A 22,921-nucleotide genomic window follows, 5' to 3' on the forward strand; every position below is an offset into this window, starting at 1 on the left:
CCCCGGTCGTGCCCCGCGCGCCGGTGCCGCACGAAACCTGCCCAAGGCGTGAACCGGACCACCTCCGGTGAGCGTCGTTCATTGGGGAGCATCCCTCAATGGAGAAGGAGCACGACATGAAGCGACCGACCCGCACCGCCGCCCTCGTCGCCGGCGCAGTCCTCGGCCTCACCACCCTCGTGGCACCCGCGGCCTCGGCGAGCGACGGCTCTTCCGGCCACCACCGCTCGGGTCACACGATCCTGCGGGCCGACCTCGAGGGCAGCATGCCCGACGGGCCGGTGCTCGCCATGAACGTCCACCCGGGTGGTGCCCCGTGGGTCATCGACGAGGGCATGGCCCGGGTTCGTCAGGACGGGCGCGTACGCGTGCGCGTCGAGGGCCTCGTTATCCCCGGCGTCGGCACTGCGACGGTCACCTCGATCAGCGCCTCGGTCGTCTGCAACGGCATGGTCGTCGGCACGACCATGACGGCGCCCCTCGACAAGGAGGGCGACGCCCGGCTCGACGGCATGGTGTGGCTGCCGAAGCACTGCCACATGCCCATGGTGCTGGTGAACCCGAACGGCCGCGTGGGCACCTACATCGCCGCCACCGGCCTCTGACCGAGGCCTGCCGAGAAGACTGCGTATGCCGCCTGGCCCCCCAGGCGGCATACGTTCGTCCTCGTCCAGTGGCCTTGCGTCAGTTCTCGGCCTGCCACGGCGTGGTCGGCACAGTGACGCTGCCGCCCGAGCTGCTGCGGACGGTCACGGTCACGGGATCCGTTGCCTGCCAAGCGAATACGGTGCCGCCGTAGCGTTGACCGCGACCGTTCTGGACCTCGCCGATGAGCTTCCCGTCCGCCCGGTAGGCGAGCAGGTGGGCCGCGGGGTCCGAGCTCCTGGCGCTGACCAGCAGCTGGCCGCCGGTGGTGGCCGTCGCGTTGGTCCAGCACTTGTCGACCGCGACGCTCTCGGCGCCCGCGGGCACCGGATCAGCTGTCGCAGCTGACGGCTGGTGCGCAGCCGGTGGTGCCGGGGCGGGTGAGCCCTGGGCGGGCGCGGGCACGGCGGGCGGTGTGGCGGGCGCGGCCGTCCGTGCGGCGGGCGCCGAGGTCGTGGCGACGACGTCGCCGCCGCAGCCCGAGAGGAGGCCACCCGCCAGGACGCCCACTGTCGAGGCGAACAGCGCGCGACGCGCCAGGCTCGGAACGGACATCGCGGCGCCTCCCTCACGGATCTGGACGGACCCCGACACTGCGGCAGGGCCGGCTCGGTCGGGTGGAGCTGGGTTGCCGTCGGGGCCCCGGGGGGGAGTGAGACCCCGACGACAACGTCCTGGTGGCCGACGGGCGCGGTGTGCTGCGTCCCGAGGGCGAGCGCTCCGGTGGCTGCCGGAGCCCGAGGGCCCCGGCAGCCACCTTGGTCAGGCGGCTACTGCCTGATCTTGTCGAGCCTCGACGGCGGGCTCGTCCCGATCACCGCTCCGGCCGCGTTGAGGGCCTTGACCGTGATCGGTGTCTGCGCGCACGGTGTCGCGTAGACGCCACCGAGGTTGCAGGCGGGTGCCGGGGCGCCGACCGCCGTGACGGTGAACGAGCCGGGTGCGGCGAGCGACACGGTGAGGTTGGCCGCCCCGAGCGTCGCCGGGTCGAACGTGGTGCCCGACTCCGTCAGGTACGGCAGCAGCCGCATCGAGCTGACGGTCGTGTCGGTCGACGTCGCGGTGATGACCAGCCGCTGCTTCGACGTGCGGTACTCGACCGGCGTCAGGGTGATGTTGGTCGGCACGGAAGCCGTGACGGTCACGGTGACCGTCGTGGCCGGCGACGACCCGTTGGCGTTCGTCGCGACGACGCTGAAGGTGTAGGTCCCCGCCACGGTGGGCGTGAACTTCAGCTGCGACGTGTTGGTGGCGGTGGTTGCCGAAGGCGTCTGCGAGAGAACAGGGCTCGCCGGGCCCGACGTCCTGGCCCAGACCCAGGTCGGCTGCGGCAGCGAGCTGCTCGTGGCCGTCAGGGTGACCAGGTTGCCGGCCGTCACCGTCTGGTTCTGGATCGGTGCGATGGTCGGCTTGGGCGATGCCGCGACGGTGATCGTCGTGGCGGCCGAAGCCACACCGCACGGGTTCGATGCCGTGAACGTCAGGTGGTAGGTGCCTGCGGCCAGACCCGTCGCGTTGAACGTCGGGGTGGTCGTGTTGGCGCCGGTGAGGGCTCCTGCCAGGTCGGTGCCGCCTGCGGTGGTCCCAGCGGTCCACTGGATCGTGACGGGGCTCGAGGACCCAGCGGGGATGCTGCCGGACAGCTGGATGCTGCCGCCGTTGGCCACTGAGTACGGAGCGCCGTTGATCGTCGGTGTGGCGCAGACGACGGCGGGCGGTGCCACGTCGCTCGGCCACGGGTTCAGCACGCCGGCCTGGGTGCCGGTGAGCGACTGGTAGCCGCCGTAAGCCAGGAACGGGATCGTGTTGAAGTTGTTCTCGGGCACGGGGGTTCCAGGCACGTTCTCCGGGAAGATGTACTCGCCGATCGGGGCGTGGTACTGGCCGTAGTAGATGCCGTTGGCCGCGGTCTGTGCACCCGGGGTGCCGGGGACCTGGCTGTTCGGGTTGTCCTTGATCGTGCCGGGCAGGAACTGCGAGTCGCCGTCGACGACCGCACGCACCTCACGGGTGGGCGGGATGAACTGACCGCCGGCAGGTGGCGTGCAGGCCTTCTGCGTCGCGACCGTCGCCGTGCACGGCGGCCGGAACCGCCAGCGTCCGCGCACCGCACCGCCGGGAGGACCGGGGTCGGGCATGATCGTGCCCCACTCGCGGTCGGTGGTGGTGCCAGTGACCGGGTTGATGTCGATGCCGTAGAGACGCACCAGGCGGGTCTCGTCGGTGCTCATGCCCTCGAACCGGGTGCGGACAGCTGCCTCACCCGCGCCGAAGACCGTGAGGCCGCCGGTGCCGATGAGCGACACGTCGACCGACACATAGGCGGGGTCGATGCCCGGCTGGGTGTAGATGCCGAGGCTCGCCACGATCGTGTGGGCCGAGATGTACTGACCACCGTTGGCGCCGCCGTCCTGGATGAGGTTGCCGGCGAAGGTGACGTAGTCACCGATCTCGAACGGCGCCTGCTTGCGCGGGTCGGCACAGGTGCCGCGGGCGCAGTTGTTGGCGTCGACGTCAGCCGGGGAGTCCATCCGGAACATCGTGTATGCCGCACCGAGCGCCGGGAGTGCCGGCTGCGGGGTGATGCCCGAGGTGTCCGAGCCTGTGTAGACGGGACGGTTGGTCTGCGGGCACAGCGCGTCGTCGTTCGTCGAGGTCGGCGCCGAGCGCGGGATGCACATCGGGAAGCCGGTCTCGGCGAGGATCGTCGGGTTGTCCTGGTCGACCTGGAAGCGGTCGTCCGGCGAGGCCGCACGTCCGTAGCGGCCGGTCGCCGGGGTCAGGCCGGGGGCGGCCGGGTCGTTGATCCGCACCCGGGTGCCGGTGCCTGCGACGCCGGACTTGCCGCCGACCTCCATCTCGCCAGTGGTGTAGTCGATGAAGTTGACGTAGCCGGCCCCGGTGTTGAGGTCCTGCTGGGAGATGTCGACCATGCCCGCGATGTAGCGGTCGTTGGCGCCCTGGATGACGCGGTTGCCGACCACGTGCACCTCGTACGTCGTCAGCGGCTTGGGCGTGTCGGCGAGCGCCATGCCGGTCGTCCCGGCCGCCTTGTACGGAGCGGGTGCGTGGCTGAACAGCTCCTGCCACGTGAGCGCGCTGGCCGGCAGGATGACGATGGTCTCACGGGGAATGACGATCGTGTGGCCGTTGACGGTGAGCACCCCGCCGGAGTGCGGGTCTGCAGGCGTGTCGACGGTGGCCGTCTGGATGAACCCGGTGATGTCGAACTGCGTGCTCGACGCGATCGTCGGGTTGATCGCCGGGGCGACGAGCGGAGCCACCGCACCGTTCGCGGCGTTGCTCGCCACCGGTGCCAGGCCTCCGGCGAGAGCGATGGCGGCTACGGCCGAAAGGAGTCGGCGTCGACTGGGCGAGCCACCCCCCTCACCGGGTCCGCCGGCGGTGCGCCTCCTGCGCGCACCTTCCAGTTGACTGAACATTGCCGTCCTCCTTGTGCTTTCTCTTCGTGGTGCTGCTGGTGGTGTGGTCGGCCGGTCAGGCCGACACGCGGATGCCGAGGTGCTGCCTCGTCACGTCGTCGAGCAGGTGCTTGAGTCGGGAGGAGTCGTCCTCGAACGCGCGGGTCAACGGCGCGGTGCCGTTGTGTTCCGGGCCGCGGGGTGAGCCGACACCCTCACGGGCCGGGTCCGCGGCGAGGGCCAGGTGGAGCCGGAAGACGGCGTCGACCAGCTCGTCGAGGTCGTCGTGGTGGCCCTCGGTCGCGCCGAGCAGGCGAGGAAACACCTCACGCACCCGCGCTCCGGGCGGGCAACCGAGCTCCGACGCGAAGAGCGACCGGCAGGACTCGTAGGCCCGCAGCCCGTCAGCGTGCTGGCCCCGCAGCTCGAACGACCTCAGGAGCACGAACCATGCCGACTCCGAGAACTGGTCCCGCTGGAGCGCCTGGGCGGCCCAACGCTCGGCCTGTCCGTGCGCGCCCGTCGCCAGGGCCAGCTCGGCCGCATCGACCGTGGTCCGCAGGACCTCGGAGTGGTGTGCCTGCCGTGCTTCGGTGGCCCACACCGTGTCCTCCTCGGGCAGGAGCGGAGCCTGCACGGCGGCCAGGGCGGAGGCGTAATGGCTGAGCGCTGCGGCGGCGTCGGCGCCGGGATCACGGGCGAGCGCCACCAGCTGCTCGAAGCGCCGGACGTCGAGGTCGACGCGGTCGACGTCGAGCAGGTAGCCACCGGGCATCGTCCGGACGGGGCTCGGGGTGTCGCCGAGCAGCAGCTCCAGGCGGCGGCGCAGGAGGCTCACGTACGACTCGAGCGTTGCCATTGCACCATGCGGAGCGGCGGTTCCCCAGAGCAGCTCGACGAGCCGCGTCTTGGAGACGCCGGCGCCGTGGTGCAGGCAGAGCGCGAGCAGGACCTGCCGTGCCTTCGCGCCGCCGAGCTGTCGCGGACCGAGCGTGGCCCCACCACAGCTCAGCGCCAGACCCCCACAGAGCCTGATTGTCAGACGTTCATCAGGTCGCCTCATCACGATCCCCCCTCAAGGACGTGTGTCCATGATGGGAGCCCGCGCCGAGGGCAGCACGCGCCAGCAACGGTGGCGCAGCGCGCCGAAAATTGGGTGCGTTTTTGGCCGCGAGCGCCTCACGCGACGTGCTACCCATTGACAAAAGGGGACGAAATCGAGGGGTGCTGGGGCCAGGCGGTCACTCCGTCAGCAGCCCCGCATGGCCCTCCTCGACCCCACCTCCCCGTCGAGTGCCCACTTCCCCACGGGGTCGTGCGGGTCAGAAAGTGTGCACTCGACGGGAGCTCTGAGTCGAGTGCTCAGTTCCCGACGGGGTCGGCGCGTCGGGAAGTGCGCACTCGACGGGAGGCCGGGCTCGAGGGCGCCGGAAAGTGCGCACTCGACGGGCGTTCCAGGTCGAGTGCTCAGTTCCCGACGGGGTCAGCGCGTCGGGAAGTGCGCACTCGACGGGAGGCCGGGCTCGAGGGCGCCGGAAAGTGCGCACTCGACGGGAGATCTGGGTCGAGTGCTCAGTTCCCGACGGGGTCAGCGCGTCGGGAAGTGTGCACTCGACGGGATGCCGGGCTCGAGGGCGCCGGGAAGTGCGCACTCGACCGGAGGCCGGCCTCGAGGGCGTCGGAAAGTGTGCACTCGACGGGAGATCTGAGTCGAGTGCTCAGTTCCCGACGGGGTCGGCGCGTCGGGAAGTGTGCACTCGACGGGAGGCCGGGCTCGAGGGCGTCGGGAAGTGTGCACTCGACGGGCGTTCCAGGTCGAGTGCTCAGTTCCCGATGGTCCGGGAGTGGTTCAGGGGGCGGGGGTCACTCCCACTCGATGGTGCCCGGGGGCTTGCTCGTGACGTCGAGCACGACCCGGTTGACCTCTTCGACCTCGTTGGTGATGCGCGTCGAGATGGTCGCGAGGACGTCGTAGGGCACCCGCGCCCAGTCGGCGGTCATGGCGTCCTCGGACGCGACGGGACGTAGCACGACGGGGTGGCCGTAGGTGCGGCCGTCGCCCTGGACGCCGACCGAGCGGACGTCAGCGAGCAGCACGACAGGGCACTGCCAGATGTCGCGGTCGAGGCCGGCCTTCGTCAGCTCCTCGCGGGCGATGGCGTCGGCGCGGCGCAGGATCGCGAGTCGCTCGGCGTCGACGGCGCCGATGATGCGGATGCCGAGGCCGGGGCCCGGGAACGGCTGGCGCCAGACGATGACCTCGGGGACCCCGAGCTCGAGGCCTACCTGGCGCACCTCGTCCTTGAACAGGGTGCGCAGCGGCTCGATGAGCGAGAACTGGAGGTCATCGGGCAGGCCGCCGACGTTGTGGTGGCTCTTGATGTTGGCGGCGCCCTCGCCGCCGCCGGACTCGACCACGTCGGGGTAGAGCGTGCCCTGGACGAGCCACTTGACGGGGTGCTCCTCGTCGCCGCGGTCGTGCACGATGTCGCGAGCGGCCTGCTCGAAGACTCGGATGAACTGCTCGCCGATGATCTTGCGCTTGGTCTCGGGGTCGGTGACGCCGGCGAGCGCCTCGACGAAGCGCTCCCGGGCGTCGATGACGACGAGGTCGACGCCGGTGGCCTCGACGAAGTCGGTCTCGACCTGCTCGGCCTCGCCCTCGCGGAGCAGTCCGTGGTCGACGAAGACGCACGTCAGCTGGTCACCGACCGCCTTCTGCACCAAGGCCGCCGCGACGGATGAGTCGACGCCGCCGGAGAGCGCGCAGAGCACGCGGTCCTCGCCGACCTGCTCGCGGATCGTCGTGACGAGGTCGTCGACGACGTGGCCGGGGGTCCAGTCGGGCGTGATGCGGGCGCCCTTCCAGAGGAAGTTCTCGAGCACGCGCTGACCCTGCTCGGAGTGCAGCACCTCGGGGTGCCACTGCACGCCGTAGAGGCGCCGCTCGTCGTCCTCGAACGCGGCCACCGGCGTACCTGCGGTGGTCGCTGTGACGGCGAAGCCGTCGGGCGCGGCGCTCACGGAGTCGCCGTGCGACATCCAGACGGTCTGGCTCGGCGGCTGTCCCGCGAAGAGGGTCGACTCGACGTCGCTGATGGCGGCGTCGGTCTTGCCGTACTCGCGCGCGCCGGTGCGCGCGACGGTGCCACCGAGGGCCTGGGCCATGGACTGGAAGCCGTAGCACATGCCGAAGACGGGCACGCCGGCCTCGAGCAGCGCCGGGTCGAGTCGGGGGGCGCCCTCCTCGTAGACCGAGCTCGGGCCGCCCGAGAGGATGACGGCCGCCGGCTGCTTGGCGAGCATGTCGGTGACGCTCATCGAGTGCGGGACGACCTCGCTGTAGACCTGTGCCTCGCGCACCCGTCGGGCGATCAGCTGGGCGTACTGCGCGCCGAAGTCGACGACGAGGACGGGGTGGCTCTGCAGGTCGGTCGGGTGCGCTTCGCTCACGGGCGCCAGCCTATCGGCCCGGCAGGTGCCCTCCGGACGCCCGTCCGGAGGGCACCTGGGGCGCCCCCGACCCAGCCGATCCGAGCGCCCGGGTCGGGCGCATCGGCCGCCCGACTCAGCCGCCCACGTGCGCGCGCCCCGTCGTCCGGTAGTCCTTGGAGACGACGTAGGCGTGCCGGTCGAGCTGCAACGCTGCAGCCCGCGCCGCCTGCAGGTCACCGGGCCCCAGCCGCCGGAGGGACCTCAGCACCATGACCTCGCGGGAGTCGCCGCCCTGGGCCGCGATGCGCACTCCCCCGACGTGCGGCGCGTAGTACTTGAGCTGGACGCCGTCGTCGGGTGCGTTGGGGGCCGACTCCCTGATCTCGACCCCGCCGGAGTAGCACCCCAGGGGGATGCAGACCCGCTTCCCCTCGGCCACGACCTGCCCGACGTCGTAGAAGCCGACCGCTGCGGCGCGACCCTGGACGAACGGGGCCGTGCCCACGGCGGGCGCACCCGGCACGAGGATGCCGGCCCGGGCACCACGCACCCCGGTGATCCACGTGCTGGGCGCTCCCGTGAACGTCCCCTCCTCGTACTCCTCCGGGTACTCCCCCCGGGTCCACACGTTGCCCGCGTCGTCCTGCGCGAAGAAGGCGAGCTCGGACTCGGTGAGGACGCCGTCGCTGTAGTCCCTGTCGAGGATGACCCGGGCGTCCAGGCCGTCGACCTCCTTCACGAGGTCGGTGACGACGAAGACCAGCTCGTGGCGGTGGACACCCTCGTCGTCCGCGACCGTGCCCTCGTAGGTGAAGCGCGTGCCCGGGACGAGCGGGAAGTACGTCGCGCTCCCGTCGAGCGGATGCGTGAAGGCCGGGGTGCCGGGCGTTGCCGTGGGTGCGACGAGCACGGCGCCGGGGGGAACCGTCGCGGCGGCGCGCAGCGCGGGGGCCGTGGCGACCGCGCCGAGGCCGGTCATGAATGATCGCTCGAGCTCGCGCCCGCCGAACGGCCCCTCCAGCAGCCGGCTCAGGAGACTCGACGGTGGCACCGGGGAGCCGATGCCCTCGGCCTGCACCGGCACCGTCGGCGCCACCGTGGACTCCGCGAGGCTCTCGATGCCTGCCGGGCCCCGCGCCGAGGCGCCGAGCAGAAGGAGGCAGGCACCGAGCGTGAGGGCCTGCCTGCTGTGATGCGGGGCCGCGCCCACCAGCGAGTTTCGGGCCGAGGTCCGGCCGGGCCGGTCGCGCCCTGAGGGCCGGTCGCGCCGCGCCCGCCGATGGGGCGGCGAGGTGCTTCGGGGCCTGCCACTCCGGGGTGCCTCCTGCGCGCCCCGAAGGTCAGCTGCTGCCGTGCCGCTGTAGGTCATTTCGCCCTCCTTCACGTGGAGGCCGTCGTTCTCTGTCCCTCAAATCTAGGCACCCGAGATCGGCTTCGCAGGCGAATCCCATTTGTCTGGAAGACACTGCACCGCAACGGGATTCGGCGTCGGACGATATCTCCGAAATGGGCTCGGAGACCCATTTGGGCGGTCCTCGAGACGCCCGCGCCGCAGCTCAGACGGGCTCGGATCCGCCCACCGCGTAGGCCCGTGAGAGCAGGGCCTCGGTGGCGACCGTGTTGCGGCGCTCGGCGATCCACGGCACGACCGGGACGAAGCCCGCGAGCAGGTTCTTGACGATGCGAACCATCCCCCACGCCGACTTGATGCCGAGGTTGGCGACCGACGCGGCATACGCCATGTAGATGACGCCGTGGATGGGGCTCCAGTACTGCGTCAGCACGTTGGTCTGCTTGAAGACGTACTTCATGACCATCTCGAGAAGCAGCACGAACAAGGCGATGCCGGCGACGGTCGCGAGGACGCGGTAGATCCTCAGGGCCGCGCGGATCTGCTGCGGCTTGGCCAGGGTCTGGGGGTACGTGCTCACGTGGTCGCGCCTTCTTTCGGTGCGTCTTTCGGTGCAGCCGCGGGGTCTTCCGCCTGCTGCTCTGCTCGGAACATCTTCCACCACATCCAGATCGCGAAGATCCCGAAGATCCACCACTGGACGGCGTACGCCGCGTTGCGCAGGTTGAGGGGGGCGTCGAGTGGTGGGGGTGGCACACGCGTCAGACCGGTCGACGAGACGTCGGTGCCGGCGGACGGGCCCGGCGTCTCGGCCGAGGCGAGGACGACGACGTTGTAGAGGTCGCCGGGCCACTCGTTGACGAGCGTGGCGAGGTCGATGGAGCGCACCTGTGGCGCCGGCAGCGGGTCGCCCGGCCGGGGCGACTCCCCGGGCCCCAGGGTGCCGCTCACGGTGACGACGCCCGCAGGTGGGCTGGGCGCTGAGGTGGGGGTGCCGTCGACGAAGCCCCGGAGCACCGGCACGGTGCCGCCGTCGGTCTCGAGGGGGGTGACCACCCACGAGCCGACCCGGCCCCCCAGGCGACGGTCGACGACGAGCAGGGTGCGCTCGGCGGCATACGTGCCGGTGACGGTGACGGGGCGGTTGGACAGCTCGGCACGGAAGTCGCTGTAGGCTGCCGTGACCTGCTGCAGGGGCGCCCGCTCCAGCGTCGCGGCGGCGGCAACCGAGTCCTGCCGGCCGGAGTCGCGGGCGACCCCGAGCTGCCACATGCCGAGCAAGATGCACGCGGCGACGACGACCACCAGGCCGGCGAGCATGCCGACCCAGCGAGGGGTGAACAGCTGCCGGAACACGCCCCAAGGGTAGGTCACCCCCTTGATGCCGATCTGCCCCGGCCCGCCCATCCGTGCCAGACTCCCGGGCCATGTCCACGATCCGCCGCCCGGGCCGTATGCCGTCACGCGCCGTCCTCGTCGCGTCCGCGGTCCTGCTCACGTCCGTCCCTCTCGTCGCGGCGTGCGGCACAGACGCCCCGTCGAGCCGGCCGACCGTGACGGTCTTCGTCGACCCGCCCGCGAAGACGACGGCCGCTCCGGCGCCGGCGACCACGTCCGTGCCCACGGTCGCAGCCCAGCCGACCACGGCCGCCGTCCCGACCGCGCTCGCCGTCGGGCGCCAGCGCAACGCCCCGCACTCCTACGCCGAGGCTCGTGCACGCATCGAGTCGGCCCCGGCCACGGCGTCCGTGACCGACCGCTTCCAGAGCCCGAGCGGCAACATCGTCTGCCACTTGGGCGGCGCACAGGGCCTTGCCGCGTGCGAGGTCGCTTCGGGGCGGGTCGGTCCGCCCCTGCCGACGATCTGCCCGCCGGGCGGCCCCACGGACATCGGCCGCATCGAGCTCCAGGCGTCCGGAGCTCGACCGGTCTGCAACTCCGACACGATCCGCGACGGTGGCGAGCCGAAGCTGCCCTACGGCTCGCGCACCGCCGCCCTCGACCCGATCGCCTGCCTCAGCGAGGAGGCGGGCGTCACCTGCGTCGACAGCGGGTCGCGGCACGGCTTCTTCCTCGCCCGCGGCACGTTCGTCACGTTCTGACGGGTCGGCCCGTGGTCGGCGTGACCGTTCGCAGCACATAGGATTGGGCCCACGACCTGACGTGGACCGATCCGCACACCCGACGACCGAGGGGCCGCCGTGGCGCAACTGCTGCTCTTGCACCTGCTTGCCGCCGTCGTCGCGTCGTGGCTCGCGAAAGTGCTCCGCACCAAGGCCTTCCCCGTTCTCGCCGTCGCTCCCGCCGTCTCCTTCGGGTGGCTCGTCTCCGTCTCGAGTGATGTTCGCGCGGGCAACCTTCCGACACAACGCATCTCGTGGGTTCCGGGCCTCGGCATCGACCTCGACTTCCGGCTCACGACGTTGTCATGGGTGCTCGCGCTGCTCGTCACCGGCGTCGGCGCGCTCGTGCTGCTCTACTGCACGTGGTACTTCTCCGACCGTGACCCAACCCTGTGGCGCTTCACGTCGGTGTTCACCGCCTTCGCCGGCGCCATGCTCGGGCTCGTCCTCACCGACAACCTGCTCGTGCTCTACGTCTTCTGGGAGCTGACGACCGTCTTCTCCTACCTGCTGATCGGCCACAACCCGGCGAGCTCGACGAACCGTCGCGCGGCGATGCAGGCGCTCATCGTCACGACGTTCGGCGGCCTGGCGATGCTCATCGGCATCATCGCCCTGGGCGTGCACCACACGTACTCCATCAGCGAGCTGGTCGCCGACCCGCCGGCGCTCGACGGCGTCACCGTGGCCGCGCTCGTGATGCTGCTCGTGGGGGCCCTGTCGAAGTCGGCGCTCGTGCCGTTCCACTTCTGGCTGCCGGGGGCCATGGCCGCACCCACCCCCGTGAGCGCCTACCTCCACGCCGCCGCGATGGTCAAGGCCGGCATCTACCTCGTGGCCCTGCTCGCGCCGGCCTTCGCCGGGGCGCCGGCCTGGCACGCGCTGACGGTCGGCCTCGGGCTCTTCACGATGCTCGTCGGCGGCTGGCGGGCCCTGCGCCAGCACGACATCAAGCTGCTCCTCGCCTACGGCACGGTGAGCCAGCTCGGCTTCATCGTCGCCATCGCCGGGCTCGGAACCAAGACCTCCGCCCTGTCGGCGCTCGCCCTCGTGATCGCGCACGGCCTCTTCAAGTCGACGCTCTTCCTCACCGTCGGCGTCGTCGACAAGTGCACGGGCACCCGCGACCTGCGCGAGCTGTCCGGCGTCGGCCGGCGCCTGCTGCCGGTGTCGGTGCCGGCGACCCTCGCGGCCCTGTCGATGGCGGGCATCATCCCGCTCGCGGGGTTCGTCTCGAAGGAGAGTGCGCTCGAGGCGCTGTGGCAGGACGTCCAGACGTCGACTCCCCTGCCGGCACCGTGGAGCTGGCTTGCGATCGCCGGGGTCGTCGCCGGCTCGGCGCTCACCGTCGCCTACACGGCGCGCTTCCTCTGGGGCGCCTTCGCGACGAAGCCCGGCATCGAGCCCACGCCGGTGAAGGCCGCCCACCCGGGCTTCGTGCTCTCTCCCCTCCTGCTGGGCGTCGGTTGCCTGCTGCTCGGGCTGCTCTCGCCGCTCGAGTCATCCTGGCTGATGCCGTATGCCGTCGCGTTCCCCATCGGGGAGGCCCCGGCGCCGCTGTCGCTCTGGCACGGCGTCACGGTGCCCCTCATGCTGTCGCTGATCTCGATCGGTGTCGGTCTCCTTCTGTTCAGCCGGCGCGACCTGGTCGGGCGGGCGCAGGCGAGGGTGCCCGCCCTCGTCGACGGCGAGCGCGGTTTCGCGCACACGCTGCGCTGGGTCGACCGGGGCGCCGTCGAGACCACAGCAGTGACCCAGCGCGGCTCGCTGCCCATCTACCTCGCGGCGATCCTCATCGTCTTCGTGTCCCTGCCCGGGGTCGCTGCAGCGACGCGCGGGTCGTTCCCGGCAGTTCGCTTGTGGGACAACCCCGGTCAGGCCGTCGTCGGGGTCTTCATGGTGGCCGCTGCCGTGCTCGTGCTCGTCACGCGACGCCGCCTCACCGCCGTCATGCTCGTCGGCGCCACAGCTTATGGCGTCTCGCTCCTGTTCATCCTCCACGGCGCCCCCGACCTCGCCATCACGCAGATGCTCGTCGAGACCGTGTCGCTCGTCGTCTTCGTGCTGGCCCTGCGCCGGCTCCCGACGAAGTTCACGAGACACCCGCACTCGCCCTCGCGCACCTGGCGCATCGCCCTGGGCGTCGCCGTCGGCGCCTCGGTCGGTCTCATCGCGCTGGTCGCGTCGGGCGGGCGCACGGCCGACCCGGTGTCGGTCGACTTCCCCACGGAGGCGTACGCGTTCGGCCACGGCAAGAACATCGTCAACGTGACGCTCGTCGACATCCGCGCCTGGGACACCCTCGGCGAGGTCTCGGTGCTCGTCGCGGCGGCGACCGGCATCGCGAGCCTCATCTTCGTGCGCACCCGCAACACCCGGCTCTCGCGGGCCACGGCCAAGGCACTGCCCTCGAGCGACCCGACGCGTGGCACGTGGCTGCACGGCGGGCGCACCATGCGCAAGGAGAAGCGCTCGGTCATCTTCGAGGTCGTCACCCGCCTCGTCTTCCACGTCATGCTGGCCGCGTCGCTCTTCCTGCTCTTCGCCGGCCACAACCAGCCGGGCGGCGGCTTCGCGGGCGGCCTCGTCGCCGGGCTCGCGCTCGTCGTGCGCTACCTCGCCGGTGGCCGTTACGAGCTCGACGAGGCGGCCCCGTTCGACGCCGGCCTCCTCGTCGGCCTCGGCCTGCTCGTCGCCGTCGGCTCGGCCCTGGCTCCCCTCGCGTTCGGCGGCACGATCCTCGAGACCACGGCCGTCGACTTCACGCTGCCCCCGTGGGGCGAGGTCCATCTCGTCACCTCGCTCTTCTTCGACGTCGGCGTCTACCTCATCGTCGTCGGGATGATGCTCGACATCGTGCGCAGCCTCGGCACGGGCATCGACCGGCAGATCGCCGAGGAGGAGTCCGACGGCGGGTCGGGCGACACGGCCGACGACTCCTCCGGCAGCTCGTCCGGCAACTCCTCCGAAGACGGCGCGGAGGTGGCCCGCCCATGACCGCGACCGCACCCACCCTCGCGCCGGCCCTGATCGAGTCCACCCTCCAGCCCAACCTGACGCTCGTGCTCGTCACCGTCTTCCTCGTGGCGACCGGAACGGCGCTGGCCCTCGACCGCAGCCTCGTGCGCGTCCTGCTCGGCATGGTGCTCATCGGCAACGGGGTGGCCGTGCTCTACCTCGTCATCAGCGGCCGCGCGGGCCGCGCCCCGTTCGTCGACGAGGACCCGTCCACGATCAGCGACCCGCTTCCGCAAGCCATGGTGCTCACCGCGATCGTCATCTCGCTGGCCACCATCGGCTTCCTCCTCGCCCTCTCCTACCGGCTCTGGCAGATCTCGGGCACCGACGACGTGCCCGACGACGCCGAGGACGCCCGCATCCAGCGGCTGGCCCTCGAGGACCAGACGTCGTCGACCTACGACCCGTCAGAGACCTCGACGACGACGTCCGACGAGCTGGCCGGCGAGCTGGCCGGCGAGCTGGCCGGCGAGCCCACCGGCGAACCCGTCGGAGGGAGCGCGCCGACATGACCGACTTCCCCGTGCCCAACCTGGTGCCCCTTCCGGTGCTGCTGCCCCTCCTCGGTGCGGCCCTGACGCTCGCCTTCCGACGCTCCCCGCGCCTCCAGCGCAGTGTGAGCATCGCCGTGCTCGCAGCGGTCGTCGCGGTCGCCGGCGTGCTCGTGTGGCAGACCGACGTGCGTGGCCCGCAGGTGCTGTGGCTCGGTGCGTGGCAGGAACCGCTGGGCATCTCCCTCGTCGCCGACCGGCTCAGCGCCCTCATGCTGCTCGTGTCGGGCATCGTCACGCTGCTCGTGCTCGTCTTCGCCATCGGCCAGGGGCAGGCAGACACCGACGAGGAGAACGAGAGCGAGACCCCGCTCACGATCTTCCACCCGACCTACCTCGTGCTGTCCGCGGGCGTCTCCAACGCCTTCCTCGCCGGCGACCTGTTCAACCTCTTCGTCGGCTTCGAGATCCTCCTCTTCAGCTCGTACGTCCTCATCACCGTGGGCGGCACCGCGTCGCGCATCCACGCCGGCACGACCTACGTCGTCGTCAGCCTGCTCAGCTCGGCGCTCTTCCTCGTCGGTATCGCCGCCGTGTATGCCGCCACCGGCACCGTCAACCTGGCCCAGCTCTCGATCCGCATCGGCGACCTCGCCCCGGGCGTGGCGCTCGTGCTGCAGCTCTGCCTGCTCACGGCGTTCGCGATCAAGGCGGCAATCTTCCCGATGTCGGCGTGGCTGCCCGACAGCTATCCCACCGCGCCGGCACCGGTCACGGCGGTGTTCGCCGGACTGCTGACCAAGGTCGGCGTCTACGCGATCATCCGCGTCCAGACACTGCTCTTCCCCGACTCCCCGCTGCAGGGCCTGCTCATGTGGGCGGCGCTGCTGACCATGGTGATCGGCATCCTCGGCGCGGTGTCGCAGTCGGGACTGAAGAGGATCCTGTCGTTCACGCTCGTCAGCCACATCGGCTACATGATCTTCGGCATCGCCCTCGCCACCCCCGAGGGCACCGCCGGGGCCATCTTCTACGTCGCGCACCACATCACCATCCAGACGGCGCTGTTCCTCATCACCGGGCTCGTCGAGCGGCTCGGGGGCACGACGTCGCTCGACCGCCTGGGCGGGCTTGCCGTGGCCTCCCCGGTCCTCGCCATCCTCTTCTTCGTCTCGGCGATGAACCTCTCGGGCATCCCGCCGATGTCGGGCTTCCTCGCCAAGATCGGACTGCTCCACGCAGGCATCGCCCTCGGCACGCCGCTCGCCTGGCTGCTCGTCGTCGGCGGCATCGTCACCAGCCTGCTCACCCTCTATGCCCTCGCGAAGGTGTGGAGCCAGGCGTTCTGGCGCACGCTCGCCGACGCCCCGCACGCGACCGAGACCGCAGCCGCCCTGCAGGTCGGGACTCTCGACGTCGAGCCGGCCACCGACCCCGCAACCGCCGTCGTCGTCGACACCGCGCCGCGCACCCTGCCCCGCACGATGCTGGGTGCGACCGCCGCCATGACCGCCGTCGGGCTGTCCATCACCGTCGTGGCCGGGCCGCTCTACGCCTACACGCAGCGGGCGGCGAGCGACCTCGCCCGCCGCGACCCCTACGTCACCAGCGTGCTGCCCCAGGACGTACGCCGATGACCGAGACCCGACTGGCCACGATGCCCCGGGAGCCGGAGGCACCCCGCCGCAGACGACGCGTGCTGCAGCCGAGGGCGATCGCCGCCATCGCCCTCTCCTGGGTGCTGCTGTGGGACCGCGTCACGTGGGGCAACATCGTCAACGGTGTGCTCGTGGGCCTCGTCGTGACGTATGCCTTCCCGCTCCCCTCGATCGAGTTCGAGGGACGCCTGCGCCCGCACCGGCTGGCCTGGCTCATCGTGCGGTTCGTCGCCGACCTCTTCGTCGCGTCGTGGCAGGTCATGCTCCTCGCCTTCGGCACGAAGCAGCCGCGCAACGCGGTCATCGAGGTGCAGCTGAGGTCGCGCTCCGACTTCTACCTGACCATCACCGCCGAGCTGGTGGCGCTCGTGCCCGGCTCCGTCGTCGTCGACGCACGTCGTTCGACCTCGGTGCTCTACCTGCACCTGCTCGACGTCCACGACCCGGCCGCCATCGAGGCACAGCGCGTCCACGTGCTCGCCATCGAGCGGCGTGTCGTGCGCACGTTCGGGTCGCGAGCCGAGATCGAGTCGCTCGAGACCGGATCACCGTGGCCGACCCCACCTGCCACCGACCGCCCTGCGCCACAGGGCAGCTCGTCGCCTGACGAGACTCCCGACGACAACCCCGCCAAGGACCACGCCCACGACAGGCCGGAGGAGCAGCAGTGACCATCGTCCTCACGCTCGCCCTGGCCATGCTCGGCGCGGCGGCCGCGCTGGTGCTCGTCCGACTCTTCCGCGGCCCGAGCAACCTCGACCGCACCATCGCCGCCGAGATCCTGCTCGTGATCGTCATCGCGGGGGTCGCGCTCGAGTCGGCGCGCCAGGGCACCTCGACATACCTGCCGCTCCTCATGGTGCTCGGGCTGGTCGGCTTCGTCGGCGGGGTCGCCGTCACCCGCTTCATGTCCCGTGACACCGACGAGACCGACGAGAATGACGAGAGCGACCAGCCCGACCAGCAAGGTCGGCCCGACGAGGTCCAGCGCGAGAGCCGGGAGCAGCCATGACGACCCTGACCGCCGTGCTCGACGCCGCCGGCGCCGTGTGCCTGCTCCTCGGCTCGTTCCTCTGCCTCGCCGGCGCCATCGGCCTGCTGCGCTTCCCCGACACCCTCTCCCGGCTGCACGCTGCCACGAAGCCGCAGACGCTGGGCCTCATCCTGATCCTCGCCGGTCTCGCCCTGACCCTGCGCACCTGGGCGGCCCTCACCACGTTGGTGCTGCTCGCGGCGACCCAGTTCTTCACCTCCCCGGTCTCGGCCCACCTCGTCGGGCGGGCGGCCTACCGCAACCGTCGCGTCGACTCCGGCACCCTCGAGGTCGACGAGCTCTCCGATGCACTCGAGCGTTCTGAATGGGACCCGACGCACTGAGTCGCGCGCGTCGGCTGCTGGGCCGGGCGGCATACCCCCTCCGGGTTTGACCTCAAGTCCACTGGAGCTCTTACGGTCGGGCCGTGACCCCGACGGAAAATGGCGTGAAGCACCCTCTCGCCGAACGTAAAATGAACCAAGTGATCTCGCTGCCCCACGCCGACCCCGGCACTCCCGACCTGACCAGCCCGACGGCATACCTGCGCTGGGTCGGCAAGGGCCAGTGGCGCACCCTCGTCGTGGCGATCTGCTTCGGCGTCGTGTGGCTCGTCAGCCAGGCGCTCTTCCCCGCCGCCATGGGCAAGGCCATCGACGAGGGCATCATCGGCGGCGACGGCGGCTCGCTCGTGCGGTGGTGCGCCATCCTCATCGGACTCGTCACCATCAGCGCGCTCTCCGGTGCCGTGCGTCACCGCTACGCCGTCATGAACTGGATGCAGGGCGCCTTCCGCTCCGCCCAGCTCATCGGCCACAAGGCCGCCGACACCGGCGAGGCGCTGACCCGCGCCGTCCCGACCGGCGATGTCGTCGCCACGGTCAGCTCCGACGCCATGCGCATCGGCGGGCTCTACGACGTGCTCGCCCGCTTCGCCGGCGCCGTCGTCTCCTACGTCGTCGTCGCCCTCATCCTGCTCAGCGCCTCGACGCCCCTCGGGCTCGTCGTGCTCATCGGCGTGCCGGTGCTCGTCGCCTGCCTGACCTTCATCGTGCGACCGCTCCAGACCCGTCAGCTCGCCCAGCGCGAGGAGTCCGGCAAGCTCATCGGTCTCGGCGCCGACACCGTCGCCGGCCTGCGCGTGCTGCGCGGCATCGGCGGCGAGCACACGTTCCTCCGCAGGTATGCCGTCCAGTCGCAGTCCGTGCGCGAGGTGGGCAACCGCGTCGCCGGCTACCAGGCGGCGCTCGACGCCGCCCAGGTGCTGCTGCCCGGGCTCTTCGTGCTCGTCGTCGTGTGGCTCGGCGCGCGGTTCGCCATCGAGGGCGAGATCACGGCCGGTCAGCTCGTCGCCTTCTACGGCTACACCGCCTTCCTCGTCATCCCGCTGCGCACCGCGACCGAGATGGTCGACCGGGCCACCCGGGCCCACATCGGTGCCCGCAAGCTGACGACGGTGCTGGCGGTGCAGCCCGACCAGGTCGAGGCCGCGCAGACGCAGCCGCTCCCGACCGGGCCGGCGCGGCTGCACGACCCGGTGAGCCAGGTGACGGTCGAGCCCGGCCGGTTCACCGTCGTCGTGTCGGCACGCCCCGAGGACTCGGCCGCCCTCGCCGACCGGCTCGGGCGTTTCGGCGCCACCACGACCGACGTGCGCCTCGACGGCACCCGCCTGGCCGACGCTCCGCTGGCCGACGTGCGCCGACGTGTCGTCGTGTCCGAGACCGACCCGCGCCTGTTCACCGGCACGCTGCGTGACGAGCTCGACCCGTGGGGTGAGCACGACGACGCGACGATCCTCGACGCCCTGTCGGTGGCGAGCGGCGACGACGTGCTCGAGGCGCTGCCCGGCGGTCTCGACAACGAGGTGGAGGAGCGCGGACGCGCCTTCTCCGGCGGCCAGCGCCAGCGTCTCGCCCTGACCCGCGCGCTGCTCACCGGGGCCGACACCCTCGTGCTCGTCGAACCCACGAGCGCCGTTGACGCCCACACCGAGGCTCGCATCGCCGAGCGTCTCATCGCCGCCCGACGGGGCCACACCACCGTCGTGATGTCGGCCAGCCCGCTCATCCTCGACAAGGCCGACCACGTCGTGTTCGTGCGCGACGGCAAGGTCGCGGCGACCGGACCGCACGACCGGCTCATGGCCGAGAACCCCGACTACCGACGCACCGTCGTCCGAGGAGAGGAGGACTGATGTCGCTGACACCAGCGCCGTCCACGCGCACGCTTCCCGTGGCCGACACCGCGTCGGTCCGGGCCCACACCCGCGGACTGCTCCGCCGCCACCGCGGCAGCCTGGCCACGGTCGTCGGCCTGCACGCCGTCGCGGCCGTCGCCGGTCTCGTCGCGCCACGCGTCATCGGCCTGCTCGTCGACGAGATCAGCCACGGCCGGTCACTCGACGTCGTCAACTCGCTCGCGCTCTGGATCGCCGGGGCGGTCGTCGTCCAGACGATCGTCACGTGGTTCGCGCGGCGGGCCTCGTTCATCATGGGCGAGACGGTGTTCGCCGAGCTGCGCGAGCAGTTCATGGGCCGGGTCGTCGAGCTGCCGCTGTCGACCGTCGAGCGGGCCGGCACGGGCGACCTCGTGTCGCGCACGACGAACGACGTCGAGGCACTCTCGCACGTGATCCGTTTCGGCGTGCCCGCCATGTTCGTCGGCGCCGTCACCACCGCCATCACCCTCCTCGCGGCGTTCCTCACCGGCTGGCAGGTGGCGCTGGGCGTGCTCGTCGGTGTGCCGATCCTCGTGCTGTCGACGCGCCGCTACCTGCGCCTGGCGCCCGACGGCTACCTGCGCGAGCGGGCCACGTATGCCGTGCTCAACGGTGTCGTCACCGAGTCGGCCGACGGGGCCCGCACCGTCGACGCCCTCGGCCTGCGCGGACGGCGGCGGCGTCGCATGGACGACGCGCTGCGCGAGTGCTACGACGCCGAGGTCTACACGCTGGGCCTGCGCATGCGCTGGTTCCCGTCCGTCGAGTTCGCGTTCTTCGCGCCGGTCGCCGTCACCCTGTTGTGGGGCGGCTGGCTCATCTCGCAGGACGTCGCGACGGCCGGCACCGTCACCGCGGTGGCGCTCTACGTCCAGCAGATGGCCGGCCCCCTCGACGAGCTCATCTCGTGGCTCGACGAGATCCAGGTCGGGGCAACGTCGCTCGCCCGGGTCATCGGCATCGCCGACGTGCCTCCCGACCGCGCCGCGACCGGCGAGGAGCCGACCGACGACCGCCTCGAGGTGGACGACGTCGTCTACTCCTACCGCGCGGGCCGCGACGTGCTGCGCGGTGTCTCCCTCGACCTGCAGCCCGGCGAGCGGCTCGCCATCGTCGGGCCCTCCGGTGCCGGCAAGTCGACGCTCGGCCGGCTCATGGCCGGCATCGACGGTCCCCGTGAGGGCCGCGTCGACGTGGGCGGCGTACGCCTCGTCGACCTCGAGCTCGCGCAGCTGCGCGGGCAGGTCGCCCTCGTGACGCAGGAGCACCACGTCTTCGTCGGGTCGCTCGAGGACAACCTGCGTCTGGCCCGCCCGGAGGCGTCGCGCGAGCAGCTGCTCGAGGCCCTCGAGGCCGTCGACGCGAAGGGCTGGGCCGTCGGGCTGCCGGAAGGCCTGGACACCGCCGTCGGCTCGGGTGGCCACCGGCTGTCCGAGCCCCAGGCCCAGCAGCTCGCGCTGGCCCGGCTCGTCCTCGCCGACCCGCACACCCTGGTGCTCGACGAGGCGACGTCGCTGCTCGACCCGCGGGCGGCACGCCACCTCGAGCGATCGCTCGCTGCCGTCGTCCAGGGGCGCACCGTCGTCGCGATCGCGCACCGGCTCATGACCGCGCACGACGCCGACCGGGTCTGTGTGGTCGAGGACGGCCGCATCAGCGAGATCGGCTCTCACGAGCAGCTGCTCGCAGCCGACGGAGCGTATGCCGCCCTGTGGCGTTCGTGGCGCGACGAGCCGCAGCCCGCCGTCTGACCCGTGGCCCCGCGACCGGTCGGGAACTTCTTTCGCAAATAAACGACAAGGCCCGTAACCCCGCCGGATGCCTGTCGTTGTCAGCGCGGTGCCGGGCCGATTCTCGACCGGTTGAAGGCCTGTGCACCGCGGGGTGGGGCCGTCTCTGAGGGGTGACGGCCTCACCCCTTCACCGTGCTCCGGAGGATCGGCGCCGTTCGGCGCTGTCCGGCCCGGCCCGACCTAGAATCGGAGATGGGGGCGAGCGGTTCGCTCGACAGGGCTTGAGCAGGAGGCTGTGATGGGCTCTCGACGCCTTGCCATGATGTGTGTCGCCGCGTGCTCGGGCGCGGCCGTGCTGGCCGGCCCGGCAGCCGCTACGGCGGTCAGTGCCGCCGCACCCACCGCGCCGACCGCGCCCGCGGTCGGGTCCGTCACGACCAGGTCCGCGGTGGCCCTGGCACCCGCGGCCGCTTCACCCGCAACCACCGCCCAGGCAGTCCTCAACCGTCTGACCACGGCCCAGCGCGTCGGCCAGCTCTTCATGGTCGGTGGCTCGGTGAAGGGCCTGTCGACGGCGACCCGCACCGCGATCAGCCGCTACCACGTCGGCAACCTCATCCTCACGGGTCGCACCACAACGGGCGCGGCGCCCGTGCGTGCCCTGACCAGTGGCGCCGACTCGATGACGACCAACGCCGCCACGTCGGCCGTGCCTCTGCTCATCGCCTCCGACCAGGAGGGCGGCTTCGTCCAGGTGTTGCAGGGCCCGTGGTTCTCGAGGATGCCGACGGCTCTCACGCAGGGCACCTTCAGTGACGCGGGCCTGACGCGGAGCGCCACCCTTTGGGGCAGCCAGGTGCGGCGCGCGGGCGTGAACGTCAACCTCGCCCCCGTCATGGACACCGTGTCGGCGTCGTTCGCCCCGCAGAACGCCCCGATCGGTGCCTTCCAGCGCGAGTACGGCCACACGCCGGCTGTCGTCGCCGAGAAGGGGTCCGCGTTCCTGCGCGGCATGCGGGTGCCCGGGCTGGCCATGACCGCCAAGCACTTCCCCGGCCTCGGCCGCGTGACCGGCAACACCGACACGACCGCAGGAGTGACTGACCGGGTGACGACCCGCACCTCACCCGACATCGGGCCGTTCCGGTCCGCCGTCGGTGCCGGGGCACAGCTGCTCATGGTCTCCTCGGCCATCTACAGCCGCATCGACGCCGCCCGTCCGGCGGTCTTCTCCCCCACCGTCATCACGGGGATGATCCGCGGCGACCTCCACTTCACCGGCATCGTCATCAGCGACGACATCGGGGCGGCCCGTGCGGTGCAGGCCTGGTCGCCGGGCACCCGCGCCCTCAACTTCCTCAACGCCGGCGGCGACATCGTGCTCACGGTCGACCCGACGGTCATCCCGGCCATGGTCAACACGGTCACCGCAAGGGTCGCCACCGACGCCACGCTGCGGGCCCGTGTCAACGCCGCAGCCCTGCGGGTGCTCACCGTCAAGGCCGCCAACGGGATGCTTGGCACGAGGATCGCGATGACCGGGTCGCTCAACGCCTCGACCGTGTCGTCGCTGCAGCGCTGGCTCGGCGTGACCCGCACCGGGTCGCTGAGCAGCGCCACGGTCCGGGCGCTCCAGGTGCGGGTGAACGTGCCCGCCACCGGAGTGTGGGGCGGCCGGTCGATGGCGGCCCTGCAGTCCTACCTCGGGCTGTCCCACGACGGCGCGACCACCTGGAACTCGCGGACCATCCACCAGCTGCAGGCCTACCTCAACACCCAGCTCTGAACCTC

18 protein-coding genes are annotated in these 22,921 nt (G+C 71.5%); 11 read left to right on the forward strand and 7 right to left on the reverse strand.

Annotated features, from left to right (window positions below; all coding sequences use genetic code 11):
- Positions 1–116: 116 nt before the first annotated feature.
- The gene (locus AC1DE0_RS11360) at positions 117–605 is read left to right on the forward strand and encodes a hypothetical protein (protein WP_478100450.1); all 489 of its coding nucleotides are present in this window, start codon (positions 117–119) and stop codon (positions 603–605) included.
- Positions 606–684: 79 nt separating this feature from the next.
- On the opposite strand, the gene AC1DE0_RS11365 is transcribed toward AC1DE0_RS11360, so the two are convergent.
- From AC1DE0_RS11365 to AC1DE0_RS11395, 7 genes are all read right to left on the reverse strand, one after another.
- Entirely contained in the window at positions 685–1,200 is a 516-nt protein-coding gene (locus AC1DE0_RS11365) for a hypothetical protein (RefSeq protein ID WP_478100452.1), read from the reverse strand.
- A 215-nt stretch (positions 1,201–1,415) separates the two neighbouring features.
- Complete coding sequence (locus tag AC1DE0_RS11370; RefSeq protein ID WP_478100454.1) at positions 1,416–4,088, reverse strand: PKD domain-containing protein; 2,673 nt, start codon at positions 4,086–4,088, stop codon at positions 1,416–1,418.
- A gap of 55 nt (positions 4,089–4,143) precedes the next feature.
- Positions 4,144–5,130, reverse strand: coding sequence for an AfsR/SARP family transcriptional regulator (locus tag AC1DE0_RS11375; RefSeq protein WP_478100456.1), 987 nt, complete (start codon positions 5,128–5,130; stop codon positions 4,144–4,146).
- Positions 5,131–5,930: 800 nt separating this feature from the next.
- Positions 5,931–7,520: a glutamine-hydrolyzing GMP synthase gene (gene guaA / locus AC1DE0_RS11380; protein ID WP_478100458.1), complete on the reverse strand. Its 1,590-nt coding sequence runs from the start codon at positions 7,518–7,520 to the stop codon at positions 5,931–5,933.
- 115 nt (positions 7,521–7,635) lie between these two features.
- A complete protein-coding gene (locus AC1DE0_RS11385) occupies positions 7,636–8,712 on the reverse strand; it encodes a hypothetical protein (protein WP_478100460.1) in 1,077 nt (358 codons plus the stop codon).
- Positions 8,713–9,058: 346 nt separating this feature from the next.
- Complete coding sequence (locus AC1DE0_RS11390; protein WP_478100462.1) at positions 9,059–9,433, reverse strand: DUF3817 domain-containing protein; 375 nt, start codon at positions 9,431–9,433, stop codon at positions 9,059–9,061.
- Positions 9,430–10,209, reverse strand: coding sequence for an SURF1 family protein (locus AC1DE0_RS11395; RefSeq protein ID WP_478100464.1), 780 nt, complete (start codon positions 10,207–10,209; stop codon positions 9,430–9,432). The genes AC1DE0_RS11390 and AC1DE0_RS11395 overlap by 4 nt, the downstream gene beginning before the upstream one ends.
- A gap of 71 nt (positions 10,210–10,280) precedes the next feature.
- On the opposite strand from AC1DE0_RS11395, the gene AC1DE0_RS11400 reads away from it, so the two are divergent.
- The 10 genes from AC1DE0_RS11400 to AC1DE0_RS11445 all read left to right on the forward strand — a co-directional run bounded on the left by AC1DE0_RS11400 (position 10,281) and on the right by AC1DE0_RS11445 (position 22,916).
- Positions 10,281–10,955, forward strand: coding sequence for a hypothetical protein (locus AC1DE0_RS11400; protein WP_478100466.1), 675 nt, complete (start codon positions 10,281–10,283; stop codon positions 10,953–10,955).
- A 99-nt stretch (positions 10,956–11,054) separates the two neighbouring features.
- Positions 11,055–13,973, forward strand: a complete 2,919-nt coding sequence (locus AC1DE0_RS11405; RefSeq protein ID WP_478100468.1) for a Na+/H+ antiporter subunit A — start codon at positions 11,055–11,057, stop codon at positions 13,971–13,973.
- Entirely contained in the window at positions 13,970–14,506 is a 537-nt protein-coding gene (locus AC1DE0_RS11410; protein ID WP_478100469.1) for an NADH-quinone oxidoreductase subunit K, read from the forward strand. The genes AC1DE0_RS11405 and AC1DE0_RS11410 overlap by 4 nt, the downstream gene beginning before the upstream one ends.
- Positions 14,503–16,122 (forward strand): Na+/H+ antiporter subunit D, encoded by a 1,620-nt coding sequence (locus AC1DE0_RS11415; protein WP_478100470.1) that lies wholly within the window; start codon positions 14,503–14,505, stop codon positions 16,120–16,122. Before AC1DE0_RS11410 ends, AC1DE0_RS11415 begins: the two co-directional genes overlap by 4 nt.
- Complete coding sequence (locus AC1DE0_RS11420) at positions 16,119–16,814, forward strand: Na+/H+ antiporter subunit E (RefSeq protein WP_478100472.1); 696 nt, start codon at positions 16,119–16,121, stop codon at positions 16,812–16,814. Before AC1DE0_RS11415 ends, AC1DE0_RS11420 begins: the two co-directional genes overlap by 4 nt.
- The gene (locus tag AC1DE0_RS11425; protein WP_478100474.1) at positions 16,811–17,155 is read left to right on the forward strand and encodes an MrpF/PhaF family protein; all 345 of its coding nucleotides are present in this window, start codon (positions 16,811–16,813) and stop codon (positions 17,153–17,155) included. Before AC1DE0_RS11420 ends, AC1DE0_RS11425 begins: the two co-directional genes overlap by 4 nt.
- Positions 17,152–17,520, forward strand: coding sequence for a monovalent cation/H(+) antiporter subunit G (gene mnhG / locus AC1DE0_RS11430; protein ID WP_478100476.1), 369 nt, complete (start codon positions 17,152–17,154; stop codon positions 17,518–17,520). Before AC1DE0_RS11425 ends, mnhG begins: the two co-directional genes overlap by 4 nt.
- A gap of 131 nt (positions 17,521–17,651) precedes the next feature.
- Entirely contained in the window at positions 17,652–19,373 is a 1,722-nt protein-coding gene (locus AC1DE0_RS11435; protein ID WP_478100478.1) for an ABC transporter ATP-binding protein, read from the forward strand.
- Entirely contained in the window at positions 19,373–21,148 is a 1,776-nt protein-coding gene (locus AC1DE0_RS11440) for an ABC transporter ATP-binding protein (protein ID WP_478100480.1), read from the forward strand. The genes AC1DE0_RS11435 and AC1DE0_RS11440 overlap by 1 nt, the downstream gene beginning before the upstream one ends.
- Positions 21,149–21,428: 280 nt before the next feature.
- Positions 21,429–22,916: a glycoside hydrolase family 3 N-terminal domain-containing protein gene (locus AC1DE0_RS11445; protein WP_478100482.1), complete on the forward strand. Its 1,488-nt coding sequence runs from the start codon at positions 21,429–21,431 to the stop codon at positions 22,914–22,916.
- Positions 22,917–22,921: the final 5 nt, after the last annotated feature.

The sequence above is a fragment of the Terrabacter sp. 05T424 genome (assembly GCF_056396225.1).

What these genes read in the sequence shown, in the direction of transcription:
- mnhG (WP_478100476.1), top strand. Translation starts at nt 17,152, where the DNA reads ATGACGACCCTGACCGCCGTGCTCGACGCCGCCGGCGCCGTGTGCCTG.
- AC1DE0_RS11415 (WP_478100470.1), top strand. Translation starts at nt 14,503, where the DNA reads ATGACCGACTTCCCCGTGCCCAACCTGGTGCCCCTTCCGGTGCTGCTG.
- AC1DE0_RS11360 (WP_478100450.1), top strand. Translation starts at nt 117, where the DNA reads ATGAAGCGACCGACCCGCACCGCCGCCCTCGTCGCCGGCGCAGTCCTC.
- AC1DE0_RS11375 (WP_478100456.1), bottom strand. Translation starts at nt 5,130, where the DNA reads ATGAGGCGACCTGATGAACGTCTGACAATCAGGCTCTGTGGGGGTCTG.
- AC1DE0_RS11435 (WP_478100478.1), top strand. Translation starts at nt 17,652, where the DNA reads ATGAACCAAGTGATCTCGCTGCCCCACGCCGACCCCGGCACTCCCGAC.
- AC1DE0_RS11445 (WP_478100482.1), top strand. Translation starts at nt 21,429, where the DNA reads ATGGGCTCTCGACGCCTTGCCATGATGTGTGTCGCCGCGTGCTCGGGC.
- AC1DE0_RS11410 (WP_478100469.1), top strand. Translation starts at nt 13,970, where the DNA reads ATGACCGCGACCGCACCCACCCTCGCGCCGGCCCTGATCGAGTCCACC.
- AC1DE0_RS11370 (WP_478100454.1), bottom strand. Translation starts at nt 4,088, where the DNA reads ATGTTCAGTCAACTGGAAGGTGCGCGCAGGAGGCGCACCGCCGGCGGA.
- AC1DE0_RS11400 (WP_478100466.1), top strand. Translation starts at nt 10,281, where the DNA reads ATGTCCACGATCCGCCGCCCGGGCCGTATGCCGTCACGCGCCGTCCTC.
- AC1DE0_RS11440 (WP_478100480.1), top strand. Translation starts at nt 19,373, where the DNA reads ATGTCGCTGACACCAGCGCCGTCCACGCGCACGCTTCCCGTGGCCGAC.
- AC1DE0_RS11365 (WP_478100452.1), bottom strand. Translation starts at nt 1,200, where the DNA reads ATGTCCGTTCCGAGCCTGGCGCGTCGCGCGCTGTTCGCCTCGACAGTG.
- AC1DE0_RS11420 (WP_478100472.1), top strand. Translation starts at nt 16,119, where the DNA reads ATGACCGAGACCCGACTGGCCACGATGCCCCGGGAGCCGGAGGCACCC.